The 14,754-nt window shown below is 32.4% G+C and carries 12 protein-coding genes; 4 read left to right on the top strand and 8 right to left on the bottom strand.

Annotated elements, in window-relative coordinates:
• Positions 1-149 precede the first annotated feature (149 nt).
• Positions 150-605, bottom strand: coding sequence for a low molecular weight protein-tyrosine-phosphatase (locus tag AJN70_RS08940; protein ID WP_002871664.1), 456 nt, complete (start codon positions 603-605; stop codon positions 150-152).
• A gap of 53 nt (positions 606-658) precedes the next feature.
• On the opposite strand from AJN70_RS08940, the gene AJN70_RS08935 reads away from it, so the two are divergent.
• Together AJN70_RS08935 and AJN70_RS08930 are read left to right on the top strand one after the other, a co-directional pair.
• A complete protein-coding gene (locus AJN70_RS08935; protein ID WP_070295724.1) occupies positions 659-1,843 on the top strand; it encodes an MFS transporter in 1,185 nt (394 codons plus the stop codon).
• Positions 1,844-1,860: 17 nt separating this feature from the next.
• Positions 1,861-2,523 carry a DUF4230 domain-containing protein gene (locus AJN70_RS08930; RefSeq protein ID WP_070210324.1) on the top strand — a complete coding sequence of 221 codons (663 nt, stop codon included), beginning with the start codon at positions 1,861-1,863 and terminating at the stop codon, positions 2,521-2,523.
• A gap of 35 nt (positions 2,524-2,558) precedes the next feature.
• Here the strand turns inward: AJN70_RS08930 and AJN70_RS08925 are convergent, their stop codons facing one another.
• The 7 genes from AJN70_RS08925 to guaA all read right to left on the bottom strand — a co-directional run bounded on the left by AJN70_RS08925 (position 2,559) and on the right by guaA (position 12,325).
• Positions 2,559-3,041, bottom strand: a complete 483-nt coding sequence (locus tag AJN70_RS08925) for a DNA-deoxyinosine glycosylase (RefSeq protein ID WP_070233571.1) — start codon at positions 3,039-3,041, stop codon at positions 2,559-2,561.
• Positions 3,038-5,197: a polyribonucleotide nucleotidyltransferase gene (locus AJN70_RS08920; protein ID WP_044779118.1), complete on the bottom strand. Its 2,160-nt coding sequence runs from the start codon at positions 5,195-5,197 to the stop codon at positions 3,038-3,040. Before AJN70_RS08920 ends, AJN70_RS08925 begins: the two co-directional genes overlap by 4 nt.
• 69 nt (positions 5,198-5,266) lie before the next feature.
• Positions 5,267-7,315, bottom strand: coding sequence for an LPS-assembly protein LptD (locus AJN70_RS08915; RefSeq protein WP_070295723.1), 2,049 nt, complete (start codon positions 7,313-7,315; stop codon positions 5,267-5,269).
• Positions 7,305-7,757, bottom strand: coding sequence for an RDD family protein (locus AJN70_RS08910; RefSeq protein WP_002871012.1), 453 nt, complete (start codon positions 7,755-7,757; stop codon positions 7,305-7,307). The genes AJN70_RS08915 and AJN70_RS08910 overlap by 11 nt, the downstream gene beginning before the upstream one ends.
• Complete coding sequence (gene purD, locus AJN70_RS08905) at positions 7,754-9,004, bottom strand: phosphoribosylamine--glycine ligase (RefSeq protein WP_002861945.1); 1,251 nt, start codon at positions 9,002-9,004, stop codon at positions 7,754-7,756. The genes AJN70_RS08910 and purD overlap by 4 nt, the downstream gene beginning before the upstream one ends.
• Before the next feature lie 239 nt (positions 9,005-9,243).
• Positions 9,244-10,704: a hypothetical protein gene (locus tag AJN70_RS08900; RefSeq protein ID WP_070295722.1), complete on the bottom strand. Its 1,461-nt coding sequence runs from the start codon at positions 10,702-10,704 to the stop codon at positions 9,244-9,246.
• An 85-nt stretch (positions 10,705-10,789) separates the two neighbouring features.
• On the bottom strand, positions 10,790-12,325 hold the full coding sequence (gene guaA / locus AJN70_RS08895; RefSeq protein ID WP_044779041.1) for a glutamine-hydrolyzing GMP synthase: 1,536 nt from the start codon (positions 12,323-12,325) through the stop codon (positions 10,790-10,792).
• Positions 12,326-12,463: 138 nt separating this feature from the next.
• Between guaA and AJN70_RS08890 the strand changes: the two genes are divergently transcribed.
• Together AJN70_RS08890 and uvrC are read left to right on the top strand one after the other, a co-directional pair.
• Entirely contained in the window at positions 12,464-12,958 is a 495-nt protein-coding gene (locus AJN70_RS08890) for a hypothetical protein (RefSeq protein WP_004305626.1), read from the top strand.
• A complete protein-coding gene (gene uvrC, locus AJN70_RS08885) occupies positions 12,951-14,753 on the top strand; it encodes an excinuclease ABC subunit UvrC (RefSeq protein WP_070295721.1) in 1,803 nt (600 codons plus the stop codon). The genes AJN70_RS08890 and uvrC overlap by 8 nt, the downstream gene beginning before the upstream one ends.
• Position 14,754: the final 1 nt, after the last annotated feature.

Below are 14,754 nucleotides of genomic sequence, written 5' to 3'. Positions count from 1 at the left end.
GAAGGATAAAAACATCTAAAGAAAAGCCTAGCTAAAGGGATTTAAGCTAGGCGTGTAATTTTAAGGAGTTTTTCTTATGAATGTTTTTCGGTTCGTTTAGAAGTATAAGCCTAAAAAGTAAACGAGAAGTAATATATAGTTGTTTTAAATTATTTTGATAAAAAAACAAGTAAATTTTTACAAGCTAGGGATAAAATTTTATAAGCTTCATCAAAATTCCCACTATACCAAGGATCAGGAACTTCATCGTAGTTTAGACTAGGACTAAAATCAGTGATTTTTAAAACTTTGTTTTGGGTGTTGGTGAAGTTTTTTAAAACATTTTTGAAGTTAGAATTGTCCATGGTGATTAAAAAATCGCTTTCATCGCAAAGCTTTTGAGTGAGTTTTTTGCTTGTGAAGTTTTTGTGTTCTATGTTAAGTTGAGCAAGCTTGTTTTTGGTGCCATAGTGCATACCTTCTCCATCGTGTTCTCCTGAAGTTCCAGCACTGTTTATAAAAAATTCTTTTTCTAAATTTGCTTTTTTGACAAGATCTTTCATGATAAATTCTGCCATAGGCGAACGGCATATATTGCCTAAGCATATAAAGAGTATTTTTTTCATTTTTATCCTTGAGTTTTAATTAAAAATTATAAAAAATATCATACAATAAATCCATGGAAAATTTCAATAGAACTTTGCTTGTGTGTTGGTTTGGTGTTTTTACCACAAGTATGGGGCTTAGTCAAATCGCTCCGATTTTGCCTTTTTATATCAAAGAACTAGGACATGTTGATACGAGCGAGATAGCGTTTTATTCAGGACTTGCTTTTGGGATCACTCCGCTTTTTATGGCTGTTTTTTCACCTTTGTGGGCTTTTTTGGGTGCAAAGTATGGTTATAAAAATATGCTTCTTCGTGCAAGTTTTGGAATGTCCGTTTTAACCTTATGGCTTAGCTTTGCTCATAGTGCTTTAGAAGTGGTTTTTGTACGGGGTTTAACAGGGATAATTTCAGGTTTTACTTCTGCTGCTGTTGTGTTTATCGCCGTGATAGCGCCTAAAGAAAAAGTGGCTTATGCTTTAGGAACTCTTTCTACGGCTTCTATAAGTGGAAGTTTACTTGGGCCTTTGTTTGGTGGCTTTGTGGCTGAATTTTTTAGCATTAGTGCGGTTTTTGATGTGGTGGCTTTTTTGATCGCTTGTTCTTTTGTGACGATTTATTTTTTCATCTATGGGAGAAAAATTCAAAAAGAGGCGAAGAAAAATACTCAAAAAGTAAAAGAAAACAAAACCCTTATCATCGTTCTTTTTATCACTACTTTTGTGATACAATTTGGTACTTTTGGAGTGATGCCGATTTTAAGTATTTATGTTGAGCAAATTCATCAAGGTGGAACTTTAGCTCTTTGGGCGGGTATAGTGGTGGCTGCAAGTGGGATTAGCAATCTTTTTTTCGCACCAAAACTTGGAAAAATCGCTGATAAGATAGGGCCTAGTAAGATTATTTTTGGAGCTTTGATATTTTGTGGAATTTGCTTTTATTTGCAGGCTGTAGCAAGTAATGTTTATATGCTTATTTTCGTACGTTTGCTTATAGGTATAGGGCTTGGAGGGCTTTTGCCTTGTGTGAATGCCTTGCTTAAAAAAAGCGTGAGTGCTAAAAATTTAAGTGTGATTTTTGGTTTTAATCAAACTTGTCAATTTTTGGGAAATTTTTGTGGTGCTTTTGGTGGAGGGCTTATGGCTTCGCATTTTAGCGTGGAATTTGTTTTTACTTTTGTGTGTTTGATTTTTATCATTAATGCTTTTATTTTCTTAGCGTTTGAGAAAAAATATATCTTTTCAAATCAAGGTTTATAAATTTAGAAAGGTTTAAAATGGAAATGATTTTATTTGTTTTAGTGATGATTTTGCTTGTGCTTTTATTTATAGTGCTTTTTAGGCAGTACAAAAGCCCTAAAATAGAAGAAAAAAGCACGCAAAGTTTTAGCGATATCATGCAGCTTAAATCCATAGGAGAATTAAGTGTTTTTCAGGTTTTTAGCAAAGAGATTGTCACTAAAAAAGATAGTGCTTTTAATGGAATTTGGAAAAATCTTTTAGGATGGTCTTTGAGTGAAAGACAGATTGCTTTGATTTTTGAATTTGAGATCACTTTCTTGTATGATTTAAGGGATAAAAACTTTGATATTTTGCCTTTAGGGGACGATGCTTATAAGATCATCATGCCAGAGTGTAGATACAAACACAGCATCATAGATATGAAATTTTATGATGAAAAAAATGCTAAATTTTTACCTTTTTTACTGCCTGATTCTATCAATAGTACGGGAATTAATTTTAGCGAAAGTGATAAAAACAAACTCATAAAAGAAGCCAAAGATGAGGTTAAAGACTTGTCTTTAAATCTTATCCAAAATTTAGAAAGCAAAATTCATAAAAGTGCTAAGGATACTTTAGAAGCTATTGCTAAAGGTTTTGGGGCTAAGAGAGTAGAATTTGAATTTAAAGATAACACACAAAAGCTAGATGTAAACTAGCTTTTTCTTTTCTTGCTTGAGTGATGCTTAGTTTGTTATTTTGTAAATTTTTTGATTATTTCATAGTTTTGTAAAAGCTGTTCAAAAGAAAAATTTAAATTTGCAGGAGAAGTTGAGGGTAGGGCTATGGCTTTTAAATGAGAGTGAAATTTAGTAAAAAATTTATAAGCACTTTGTCCGGTGGTAAAAATGGCTTGGATTTTGGCTTGAGAAAGGATCAGGTTTAAATCATTGGCTTTTGCATAGCTTATGGTTTTATCATCTGAATTTTTTATCTTGCAACTTTGAAGTACATCCCAAAGAGCGATATGTTTTTTTCTTAAAAAGACTTGTTGTTCTGTGATATTTTCTAATTTTACATCAAAAAGTGTTTCTAGTATAGGCCAAAAACGATTTCTTGGGTGTTGATAATAAAAGCCGTCTTGTCTTGATTTGATAGAAGGAAAAGAGCCCAAAATTAAGATTTTAGAATCCTTGTCAAAAAAAGGCTCAAAAGGATGAGTTAGAAATTCACTCACTCGCACAAATCCACAGAAATTTTTCCGTTTTTAATTTCGCTGATTTTAACTTTTAAGCTTTGGTTTTCGCTTAAATTAAGATGCTTGCTTTTTGAACTATGCAATAAACCATCAACACCATTTTTAAGTTCCACAAAGGCTCCAAAAGGAGCGATTTTTTTAACAATACCTTGAAATTCTTGCCCAAGTTCAAAGTCTGATATATCTTTGTCTTTAGAGCCTTTTTTAGTTCCTTTTTGAGAGCTTGTGATGTTTATGATGTAGTCTTTTGCGGCTTTGATTTGCTCGTTTTGATTACCTGCTATTTTTACTTCACCTTTTTCGCGATCTAAGTCTATAGAAACGCCAAATTTTTCTATGATTTCTTTGATGGTTTTTCCAGCTTGCCCTATGATATCAACGATTTTTGAAGGATCAACGCTAAAAAGCTCAAGTTTAGGTAAAACTTCTTCATTGACTACGATTTCTTTGGCGGCTTCTTCCATGATATTTAGGATGTGAATTCTTCCTTCTTTGGCTTGGTATAAAGCTTGTTTTAGTGTTTCTTGATCGATTCCGCCTAGTTTTATATCCATTTGAAGAGCAGTAACGCCGTCTTTGCTTCCTGCTACTTTAAAGTCCATATCCCCATCATGATCTTCAAGTCCCATGATATCTGTTAAAACAGCAAATTTGCTATCTTCAAAGATAAGTCCCATAGCTACTCCTGCAACAAGTTTCAAGCTTGGCACTCCTGCTGCTTTTAAGGCTAAAGATCCGCCACAAACCGTTGCCATAGAACTTGAGCCATTGCTTTCTAAAATTTCACTGACTAAGCGGATTACATAAGGATAGTTTTCATCTATGCTTGGATAAAGTGCTCTTTTGGCTAAATTTCCATGTCCTAGCTCTCTTCTTCCTGGAGCTTTGATAGGACTTGCTTCGCCTACTGAAAAACCTGGAAAATTATAATTTACCATAAAGCGTTCGCTTATAGGATTTTTTTCTGTAAGCAAGTCTATCATTTGAGCATCGTTTTCTCCGCCTAAGGTTGCAACCACTAGAGCTTGAGTTTGTCCACGAGTGAAAAGACAAGAGCCATGAGCGTTTGGCAAGAGATTGGTTTCTATACTGATAGGACGCACCTCGTTTAAACTTCTACCATCAGCTCTTTTGCCTTCATTTAAAATTTGTTCACGAATAAGTTTGCGTTTGACTTTAGCTAAGGTATTTAAGATACTTTCTTCGCTCCAGTCTTTAGCGATTTCAAGATTTAAAATTTCTTTAGCGATTTTATTTAGTTCGCTTGCTCTTTCGCTTTTTGCCATTTGGTTGATGGCTTCTTTGATTTGTTTTTGGAAATTATTTTCTATAAAAGCTAAAATTTCAGGATGTTCAATCTCATTTTTTAGTTCGATTTGAGAATTTTTTTTGTGTTTGCTAAAGGCTTCTTCATAAGCATTTGAACCATTTAATATAGCTTTTTGAGCTAAATTTAGAGCTTCTAAAATTTCATCTTCGCTAAGTTCATTCATATTTTGTGAAGTGGTTTGAGTTAAAACATCAGCATAAGGAGCTTCGATAAAGATTTCATTTTCTTTTTGATCGGGTAAGGCTCTCATTTCTATCATCAAAAGCTCATCTTTTACACCTGCTACATAGAGATCTAGAGTGCTATTTTGAAGCTCTTCATTGTTTGGATTGAGTATGAAATTTCCATCTATCTTTCCTATGCGAACACCGCACACTGGAGCTTTCATAGGTATATCACTAAGATAAAGTGCCACGCTTGCGGCATTTAAGCTCATTACTTGCAAATCTACCTTAGGATCAGCTGAGAGAACCATCACAACGATTTGAGTTGGATAAGCATAGCCTTTTGGAAAAAGAGGGCGTAAGCTTCTATCAATGATGCGTGCTGTTAAGGTTTCTGCATCGCTTGGCTTGGTTTCTCTTTTAACATAGCCACCAGGGATTTTTCCTGCGGCATAAGCTTTTTCGATGTATTGAACGGTTAGAGGTAAAAAATCTTCTTCAACTTGTTTTTCTTCTCTTGCAACTGTAGCTAGAACAACGCTTTTGCCTTGTCTCATTAAAACAGCACCAGCAGCTTGTTTGGCGACTTTATCTATATCAAATATTTCTGTATTTTTGTTAATTTCTATGCTGTATTGCATTATTTTTCCTTTTTTACCAGATAATAAATTCGTAAAATTTTTTAAAATATTTAGCAAATTTCATCCTTTTTAAATTTTGTTTTCACTTTCTGCTAAAGAGAAATCGTATTTTACTCCTCCTAAAGGATAGAAGTTGAAAATAAAATAAACTCCGCTTTGATTTTTAGCTGTGATACCACCACTTGTGAGTTGTGGATCGATTCTTTCTCTATACATTAAAGAATAGTTCCAACATTTTCTTTGGTAGGTATAGCCAAGTTCCCACATGTTTGCATGAGCTCTTTGAGTATCAAACCAAATTCCACCAAATAAATTGTAATTAGGTGTGGTAATATAATTTGCTCTTGTGCCAATAAAGCTATATTTTCCATACTCATCGTTTTGATAAGCATGAGAAAACATCCAATTAAATTTTGAATTTGTATTGACTTCTATTTGGCTGATGACATTGGTAAAGCGACTTTGTTCATAAGAGTAAAGCACTTCGCTGTTGAGATTGATGTTTGCATTAAAATAATAAGTTAAAAGATTTTCAAGTTCATAGAATTTATTTTGTTTATTGAGATAGTCAAGTGAAATTCTGTGTTTGAGTTTTTTTTGTCCTTCGTTGTTATAGAAATATTGCACAGCATAAAGACTTGTATGTTCGTTTTCTTTGTCGTATTCTTCAAGATAATCTTGCGTGATTTTACCTGATTTTGCTCCTGGTAAAATGTAATTCACCCCTAAATTTAAAGTATGAAAGAAATTTTCATAAGCTTTTGAAAGATCGGTGTAGAGATTAAAATCATGAGTGTTTCTGAAATAATGCTCATGGTTTCTTTCGGGATCGTTACTATAATTTACAAAAGAAGCATAAAATCTTTCTGTAAAAGTAAAGTGTAAAAAGTCTCCAAAAAAAGCGTTGTGATATGAGATAGGCAAGTCTAAATTTAGCTCATTTGCATAAGAACCAGCAGGTCGGTAAAAATTATGAAATGAAGCATCAAATGAATAACGCAAGCGTTCATCAAAAAGGTTATTTAAAAATCTATGATATTGAAAGCTTGGATATTCTTGTAAGGTTGTATTGTTGCTAAGTTTAGATGTGTCGATATAATATCTTGCATAAGCTCCGTAAAAATTGTTTTCATCAGCTAAAAAATAATTGATTTTGGAGGTTACAAGCGAGTTAAGATCTCGATAATCCCTACTTCCTAAATTTAAATAATCCACATCGTTGAGATAGGTTGCATCTATCCATAGGCCTTCTTGGAAATTATCACTGAGTAAAGATTTGATTAAATCATCTCTTGAGTATTTTAGTTCTATTCCATAGTGGGTTTTGTTTTTCAAATTTTCATCGTGAAAATAGGAGCTATTTTCCCTAAAAGCACCAAAATTTAATTCTCCTGTTGAATATGGAGAATCAAGAAATCTTAAAGTAGAATAAAGTCCAAAACCACGGTTTGTTCGAATTTGTGGATCAAGTTCTAAATCCCAATTTTCTTGAGTGGCAATATAAATAGGTTGTTCATAGTATAAGCCTTCGCTACTTTTTAAAACGATTTTTGGGATTAAAAGCCCGCTTTGTCTATGAGTATCAGCGCTAAATCCAAAATAAGGTAGATAAAAAACCGGGGTATTTTTAACATATAATCTTGCATTGTAAAGATGAACAAAATTGGTTTCCCGGTTAAGCCAGCCTTTTGAAAAACGAATTTCCCAATCAGGGTCTTCAACATTGCAGCTTGAAACTGCTGAAATTTTACTTTCAAAGACTTTATCATTTAGATGGCTTGTTTTGCTTTGAAACCATACTTCAAGATTGTTATTGGAAAAGAAAAAATTACTAAAATCGGCTTGATTGGAATTTAGGTTGATTTTAGCATAATCAGAATGTGATCTTTCGTTTTGTCCCCTTAGGATGTTAACATCGCCAAAAAGCTCAACATCTCCGGTTTTTTCATTGTAAATTGCTTTATTGGCAGTGATGAAATAAAAATCAGAAAAAATAATAACATCATTGTTTGCAGTAAGAATATCACCTTCTTTTTTTGCATCAAGAGCGTAAATATCAACTTGTGCTGCACTTAAAGCTATGCTAGTTCCTAGCAATAAGGAAAATTTACGCCACATCGACTACTATTGTCCTTGCTAGATAATCCTCCCAAGCTTTGCGCAAATCATTACTTAAAGCCCAAGCAAATCCAAGCATAAATGCCATAGCACTAACCTGTCTTATGGCAGATCTGATGCAACTTTGGATGAGATTGGGTTTGTCAAGAAGATTTTCATCCAAGATGATAATTTTGCATAATATTTTTCCCAAACTTGCCCCATAAAGATAAGTAAAAATTGCTTGATAACTAAAATGAAGCAAGATGAAGCCAAGATAAAAATTTCCTATAATTTGAGTTGTTTCAAATAAATCTTTTGCTTGGATTAGACGATCATAAAAAATGATAAACACAATCAAAGAAATAATCATATCATCGATTAAAAAAGCTAGAACTCTTTTTCCAAAACTTGCTATTTTTAGATTTTCACGCTCTAAGCGGTCTTGTAAATTTTCTTTCATTTAAGAACCTGATGAGCGATGTCTTTTCTGTATTGCTTTCCTTTGAAATTTACATTATCACAAAGTTTATAAGCATTTTTTTGCGCTTCTTCTATACTTTTTCCTGTGCCAACGCAAACCAAAACTCTTCCACCATCAGCCATTAATTTGCCATCTTCTAGGCTTACTCCAGCATAAGAGATATGAGAGTTTTCAGGAATGTTATTTACAGTAATTTCACTTTTTGGTGAACTTTTGTAAGGATAGTTTTCACTCGCGCATACAACCCCTACTGCAAATTCTTTTTTGATTTTGATTTTTGTGTGTCTTAAGCGTCTTTGAGTAGCAGCTAAAATAAGCTCCAAAGGATTTTCGATTAAAGGCATTAAAACTTCACATTCAGGATCGCCAAAGCGAACATTAAATTCTAATACATAAGGTTTATTTCCAACGATCATAGCACCTATAAATAAAACACCACAAAATTCCGCTCCTTCTTTTTTCATGCCTGCTAAAGTCGGTAAAATAATATCTTTTTGAACTTTTCTAAGCAAGCTTTCATTCGCTAAAGAGCTAGGAGCGTAAGCACCCATTCCGCCAGTATTTGGCCCTTGATCATTATCGAGTAATTTTTTGTGATCTTGTGCTACAGGAAGTAAAACAAAATCATTGCCATCACATACTGCAAAAATGCTTAATTCATAACCATCTAAAAATTCTTCAATTACAACGAGTTTTCCAGCATCTCCAAAGCTTTCTCCGCTCAGCATTTTAGCTGTTTCTTCTATAGCTTCTTCATGAGTCTTAGCTATGATAACACCTTTTCCTGCACAAAGTCCATCGGCTTTTACTACTATAGGAGGGGTTAAACTATGTATAAAATTTTTTGCTTTTTCAATATCATTTGTGTTTAAAAATTTGGCTGTTTTGATACGGTATTTTTTAAGAAAGCTTTTCATAAAAGATTTTGAGGTTTCAAGCATTGCAGCAGCTTTACTTGGCCCAAAAATAGCAAGTCCTTGTTGTTTAAAAATATCTACAACACCTTCAGCTAAAAAACTTTCACTTCCTACTATACAAAGATCAAAACCTTTTTCTTTCGCATAGGTTGCTAAAACTACTGGATCTTTTAGGTTTAAATTTGTTCCAAGACTTTCGGTAGCGCCATTTCCAGGAGCAAAATAAAACTCTAAATTTTTGTCTACTCTTCTTAAGGCTAAAGCAATAGAATATTCTCTTGCGCCACTACCCAAAATCATTATTTTCATTTATATCTCCTTTTAAACCCAAACAGCCGTTTAACAAAGATTGACCCCAAAAAGTCAAAGAAAACCGCTAGGTAATTTTTAAAGGCTGCAACTTCTCGCTTTTTTCAAAGCTCAAACGATGCCACAGAACACGGTAAATCACACAATCGCAGTTAATAAAAATGTGTTGGATCACTTTAAATACCACAAACTGTTTAGGCAAGGAAATTATAACTTAATTTAGCTTAAATTTCTATGTCTTAAATCAGTTTAAATTTGGTTTTTCCTGATTTGTCAAAATGCTTTCCTTGTAAAATAATATCGGCAACATTTTCCCAAACATGTTTTTCATCAATATAGACTATATCAAAGGTGTTATCACGCATTAAAGACTGATAATTCACTTTTTTAGGTGCGTATTTTACTAAATAATATGGATTTTGTGAAAAGTTTTCAATTTTTAATTTGCATAATAAATCTAAATCCGATGTGACAACTAAAAATTTTTTTCTTTGTTCTTTTGTAATTTTTTGAATATACACTAAAAGTTTTTGATCAAAAGGATTTAGAGCGGATTTATTTAAGCGACTTAAGTAATGTTCTGCAAAAGAAAGAGAACAGAAAGAATTTTCTATATTGCTCATGGTAAAATAAGAATTTTTAACCCCTGATGATTTTAAAGATAAGTGCCAAATTTTAACATCCATTATGGTTGCGCATAGATTTAAACCTGTGACAATTTTTTTAAAGAGCTTTTCTCGTGAAAGTTTAAAAGCATTTTCGAAAATATTGTAATTTTTCTTATAAAAATCCTCCCTTATAGCATCAAGTCTTTTTAGTGTTGTTCTGTAGTATTCTGCTTCTTTTTGTAGTTTAGCCAATCTTTCTTGTCTTGCTTTAAGTTTTTCAGGGTCTGTATTGGCCGCATTGCTTTTAAGATTTATTTCAGATTGCAAAGTTTTCATTTGTGCTTCAAGTGAGGCTAGACGATTTTTTCTTGTATCTATGGTGGCTACTAAAGCTTGGTAATGACACTGCAAAGATAAAAAAGTTTCGTTAAAAATTTTAGTGATATTTGGTTTTTGATCAGCTATCATTTGCTTATATGAATTCTCTAAATGCATCATGATGCTTTTTAACGCGCTAAATTGGGTTTGGTCTATGCTATTATCCATAAAAATTAAAGTATCATAAGCTTTAAATAAAAATCTTTTAAGTATAAGATAATCAAGTATGCAAGGAATTTCCTTTTCATCTTGTAGATTGGCTTGAAGCGTTTCTACGGATAAAATTTCATGGGCAAAATATTTTTGTATAGCTTGAGGTATAGTAAAAGAAAGAGGAATTTTTTCTATACTGTCAAAGTCTGTTGTTCTATAGAGTTCTGTTATATAAGTACTTCTTCTTGAGTTTTGCAAGTCTTCTAATTCATCATCATTATCAGTTTTCCAAAAATCATGCTCAGTGATAAAATCCCCTTCTTTAAATTCTTGAAATTTTGAAGGTTTTATACCCGTTATGGTTTTGCTTGTTTGAACGGGCTTGCCGTCTTCTGCTTTTTTTTCGCTAGAAAGAGTTCTAAATTCCACAAGCATGCCAACACTTGGCATACTTTTTTTATCATTCCAAATTTGGCGATTGAAGTCAAAAAAGGTATTTGCTGAGTTTGTAACGGTTCCACGTCCTGTAGAATCCATATAAATAGCTATTTTTCCATGCATATTTCTTCCTTGAAATTTCTTGAATAAATTCTAGCCTTATTTTTATAAAAATTTTATAATAAAAATAAGAGCTAGAAAAAATGGATCATTCCCATTCTATGGTTGCAGGTGGTTTGCTTGAGATATCATAAACAACGCGGTTTATACCTTCTACTTCATTGATGATACGGCGACTTATGTTTTCTAAAACTTCGTAAGGTAAATGCGAGAAAGTAGCTGTCATACCATCACTTGCATCTACAACGCGTATACAAACTGCATTATCATAAGTGCGGTTATCCCCCATAACCCCAACGCTTTTAACATTTAAAAGCACGCAAAATGCTTGCCAAGTTTTATCATACCAGCCGGTGCTTTTAAGTTCTTCAAGTAAAATTACATCAGTCTTGCGCAATAGTTCTAAGCTAGGGCGATTTACTTCTCCCATAATGCGTATAGCAAGCCCTGGTCCAGGGAAAGGATGGCGATAAACTACTTCTTTGCTAAGTCCAAGCTCAAGTCCTAGGGCACGCACTTCATCTTTAAAAATTTCTTTTAAAGGCTCTATGAGTTTAAGATTCATTTTTTCAGGCAAGCCCCCTACATTATGATGGCTTTTAATGGTTTTGCTTGCACCTACAACAGAACTTTCTATGATATCAGTATAAAGTGTTCCTTGAGCGAGATATTTTACATCTTTATGTTTTTTTGCTTCTTCTTCAAAAACTTCTATAAAGGTATTTCCTATGATTTTTCTTTTTTGCTCAGGATCTCTAACATTAGCCAAGCGACTTAAGAAAATTTCACTTGCATCAATGCTGATAAGATCGATACCTAAGGTATTTTTAAACATAAATTCAACTTGTTCTTTTTCTCCGCTCCTTAAAAGTCCATTGTCTACAAAAACTACTATAACTTGCTCTTTTATAGCACTGGCTAAAAGTGCAGCAACTACACTACTATCTACTCCGCCACTTACAGCACAAAGCACTTTATCACTGCCTACTTCTTCACGGATTTTTTCTGCTTGAGTTTTTGCAAAAGAACCCATATTCCAAACACTTTCACAATTACAAGCGTATTTAGCAAAATTTTTTAAGATATTTTTGCCAAATTCACTGTGTTGCACTTCTGGGTGAAATTGTAAGGCAAAAAATTTCTTATCTTCATTTCCAAAAACACAAAAAGGGCTATTTTCACTTGTGGCTAAAACTTCAAAACCTTGAGGTAAATTTTCTACTTTATCAGAATGACTCATCCAAACAGTTTGCTTTTTTGGAAGATTTTTAAATAAAGCGCTATCTTTTTTAACTTCTATGTTTGCTTTACCGTATTCTTTATGTCCTGCAGGTGCAACTGTAGCTTTGTAATGATGCGCCATAAGCTGCATACCATAACAAATTCCAAGAATAGGTAAACCTAAGTCAAATATGCCTTTATCGCAAAAATACGCATCAGTTGCATATACGCTTGCTGGACCTCCGCTTAAAATAATACCTTTTGGTTCTTTTGCCTTAATATCAGCTAAACTTACATTAAAAGGTAAAATTTCTGCATAAACTCCTTGTTCCCTTAGGCGTCTTGCTATAAGCTGAGTGTATTGAGAGCCAAAGTCTAAAACTAAAATATCTGCTTTTTTCATTATTTACCACCTATGTAATTGTTCGTATTTTTTAATGGTTTTTACCGAACCATTTTGTTCATAGCTTGTGTATTGAGGGTTGCCTTTATATCCGCAAGCACAGAAGAAAATTAAGAAAAGAAATGCTAAAATCATCTTATGAGAAAAAGAAATAATATTAAGATGACTAAAAACGCTAGTGCTGTTATTAATGAATTGATGGATAAACCTCATTATAAGCCTTTAAAAACCTTATTTTTTTGCAAAGATTTTTTAAGTTCTTTTCCGCTTGCTAAGCAACGTTTGATTGCTAAAATTTATGTAAAAAATCATATTTTAAATATAATAACCTTACATCCAGCAGCTTATCAAGAATTAAATCATGATGATAGCAAAATTTATATTAAATTTCTCATAAAAGCATATGGACAAAAATATCCTTTAAGTGGATTTGTTGATATAAAAGATATAAAAATCTTTTCCCAAAAATACACTTATGCAGTAAATAAAAACAAAAATGATGAAAAACTCTCTAAAAATTCTTATTTGGAGCTTTCTAAGGGTGAATTTAAAAATTGCTTTAAAGATGAAAAATTATTTAAGAAATTTGAAGATTTAAGAGAACTTATAAAAAAAGGTTCTAATCTTGACTAAAGAGAATTTAGAAAATGAGCTAAAAACTCTTCCCAATAGTGCTGGAGTTTATCAATACTTCAATCAAGAAGGAAAGCTTTTATATGTAGGTAAGGCTAAAAATCTTAAAAATCGTGTCAAATCTTATTTTGCTTTTGCTCCAAATTTACATGCAAGTCCAAGAAATTCTTTAAGAATTCAAAAAATGATTGAAGAAACAGTGCATTTGGAATTTATCTCTACTAATTCAGAGGCTGATGCTTTGATTTTAGAAAATTCTTTTATCAAACAACTGCATCCAAAATATAATATTTTACTAAGAGATGATAAAACTTATCCTTATATTTATGTGGATTTTGAAGAAGAATTCCCACGCTTTGAGATCACTAGAAAATTGGTAAAAAAAAGCAAAATCAAATATTTTGGTCCTTTTTTTAAAGGCGCTAGAGAGCTTTTAGATGCGCTTTATTTATACTATCCTTTAAAGCAAAAAGCAAGTTGTAAATCCCCTTGTATTTTTTATCAAATTTCTCGTTGTCTTGCGCCTTGCGATAAACGCATCAGCAGGGAAAAATACCTTGAAATTTTAGATGAGGCTATGCACGCACTTTTAAATCCTAGTGTTTTGCTTAAAAACTTAGAAAAACAAATGCTTGTTTTAGCGCAAAATGAAAATTACGAAGAAGCAGCTAAAGTAAGGGATCAGATTGCAACGATTAAAGATTTGGAAGTTAAGGTTGAAATAGATATTGCAAAATTAGAAGATTTTGAAGTATTTGCTTTAGCCTTTGAAAATTCCATGCTTTCAACCTTACGTTTTGTGGTGCAAAATGGAAAAATTATCAGTGCAAATTCTAAGATTACTCCTATAAAAAATGATATACAATGGGATAAAAATGAAATTTATAAGCAACTGATTTTAGAAAATTTTAGCATGGATATTCCTTTACTTGCAAATGTTATTTATGTTTATGAAGAATTTGAAGATAGAATACTTTTAGAAAAAATTTTAAGTCAAAGGTTTGATAAAAAAATCAGTATTAAAATCCCTAAAATAGGAGAAAAAAGAAAAATTTGTGATTTGGCTTTTCAAAATGCCCTTTTAAATATAGAAAAAGAGCAAAAAAATCATGATTTTACTATACAAAAAGAATTAAAGTCTTATTTTGAGCTTGAAAATTTACCAAATAATATAGAAATTTTTGATAATTCTCATTTGCAAGGCGTGGCAAATGTTGGAGCTATGGTAACTTATAGAATAAATTCTTGGGATAAGTCAAAATATCGAAAATTTCATTTAAAACATAAAAATGATTATGATCAAATGCGTGAAGTCTTAACGCGTAGGGCTTTGGACTTTGATAAAATACCCCCTCCTGATTTATGGCTTATAGATGGAGGAAAGGTTTTGCTTGATTTGGCTAAAGAAATTATTGTAAGTAGTGGGGCAAATGTCGATATTTTAGCTATTTCAAAAGAAAAGATCGATGCAAAAGCACATAGGGCTAAAGGAGGTGCTAAGGATAAAATTCATTCCTTAAAAGGAGAATTTAGTTTAAGTATTAACGATAAAAAACTACAATTCTTACAGAAATTAAGAGATGAAGCGCACCGTTTTGCTATCAGCTTTCATCAAAATACTAAGAAAAAACAGGACTTGAATAGTTCTAAGCTTGTAAATTTAGGACTTAGTTCAGGGGTTATACAAAAACTTTTAGCGTATTATGGAAATTTTGAATCTATATATAAGGCTGATTTTAAAGATCTTGCAATGCTTGTAGGCAAGAAAGCGGCACAAAAGATAAAGGAAAATTGAT

The organism is Campylobacter sp. BCW_4341 (assembly GCF_001764255.1).
In the GTDB taxonomy this organism is placed as follows: Bacteria; Campylobacterota; Campylobacteria; order Campylobacterales; family Campylobacteraceae; genus Campylobacter_D; species Campylobacter_D jejuni.
Note: the sequence above shows the minus strand (reverse complement) of the source record. Positions and strands in the feature narration are given on the sequence as shown.

Coding starts and splice junctions, on each gene's coding strand:
- AJN70_RS08940 (WP_002871664.1), bottom strand. CDS start 605: ATGAAAAAAATACTCTTTATATGCTTAGGCAATATATGCCGTTCGCCT.
- AJN70_RS08935 (WP_070295724.1), top strand. CDS start 659: ATGGAAAATTTCAATAGAACTTTGCTTGTGTGTTGGTTTGGTGTTTTT.
- AJN70_RS08930 (WP_070210324.1), top strand. CDS start 1,861: ATGGAAATGATTTTATTTGTTTTAGTGATGATTTTGCTTGTGCTTTTA.
- AJN70_RS08920 (WP_044779118.1), bottom strand. CDS start 5,197: ATGCAATACAGCATAGAAATTAACAAAAATACAGAAATATTTGATATA.
- AJN70_RS08915 (WP_070295723.1), bottom strand. CDS start 7,315: ATGTGGCGTAAATTTTCCTTATTGCTAGGAACTAGCATAGCTTTAAGT.
- AJN70_RS08910 (WP_002871012.1), bottom strand. CDS start 7,757: ATGAAAGAAAATTTACAAGACCGCTTAGAGCGTGAAAATCTAAAAATA.
- purD (WP_002861945.1), bottom strand. CDS start 9,004: ATGAAAATAATGATTTTGGGTAGTGGCGCAAGAGAATATTCTATTGCT.
- AJN70_RS08900 (WP_070295722.1), bottom strand. CDS start 10,704: ATGCATGGAAAAATAGCTATTTATATGGATTCTACAGGACGTGGAACC.
- guaA (WP_044779041.1), bottom strand. CDS start 12,325: ATGAAAAAAGCAGATATTTTAGTTTTAGACTTTGGCTCTCAATACACT.
- AJN70_RS08890 (WP_004305626.1), top strand. CDS start 12,464: ATGAGAAAAAGAAATAATATTAAGATGACTAAAAACGCTAGTGCTGTT.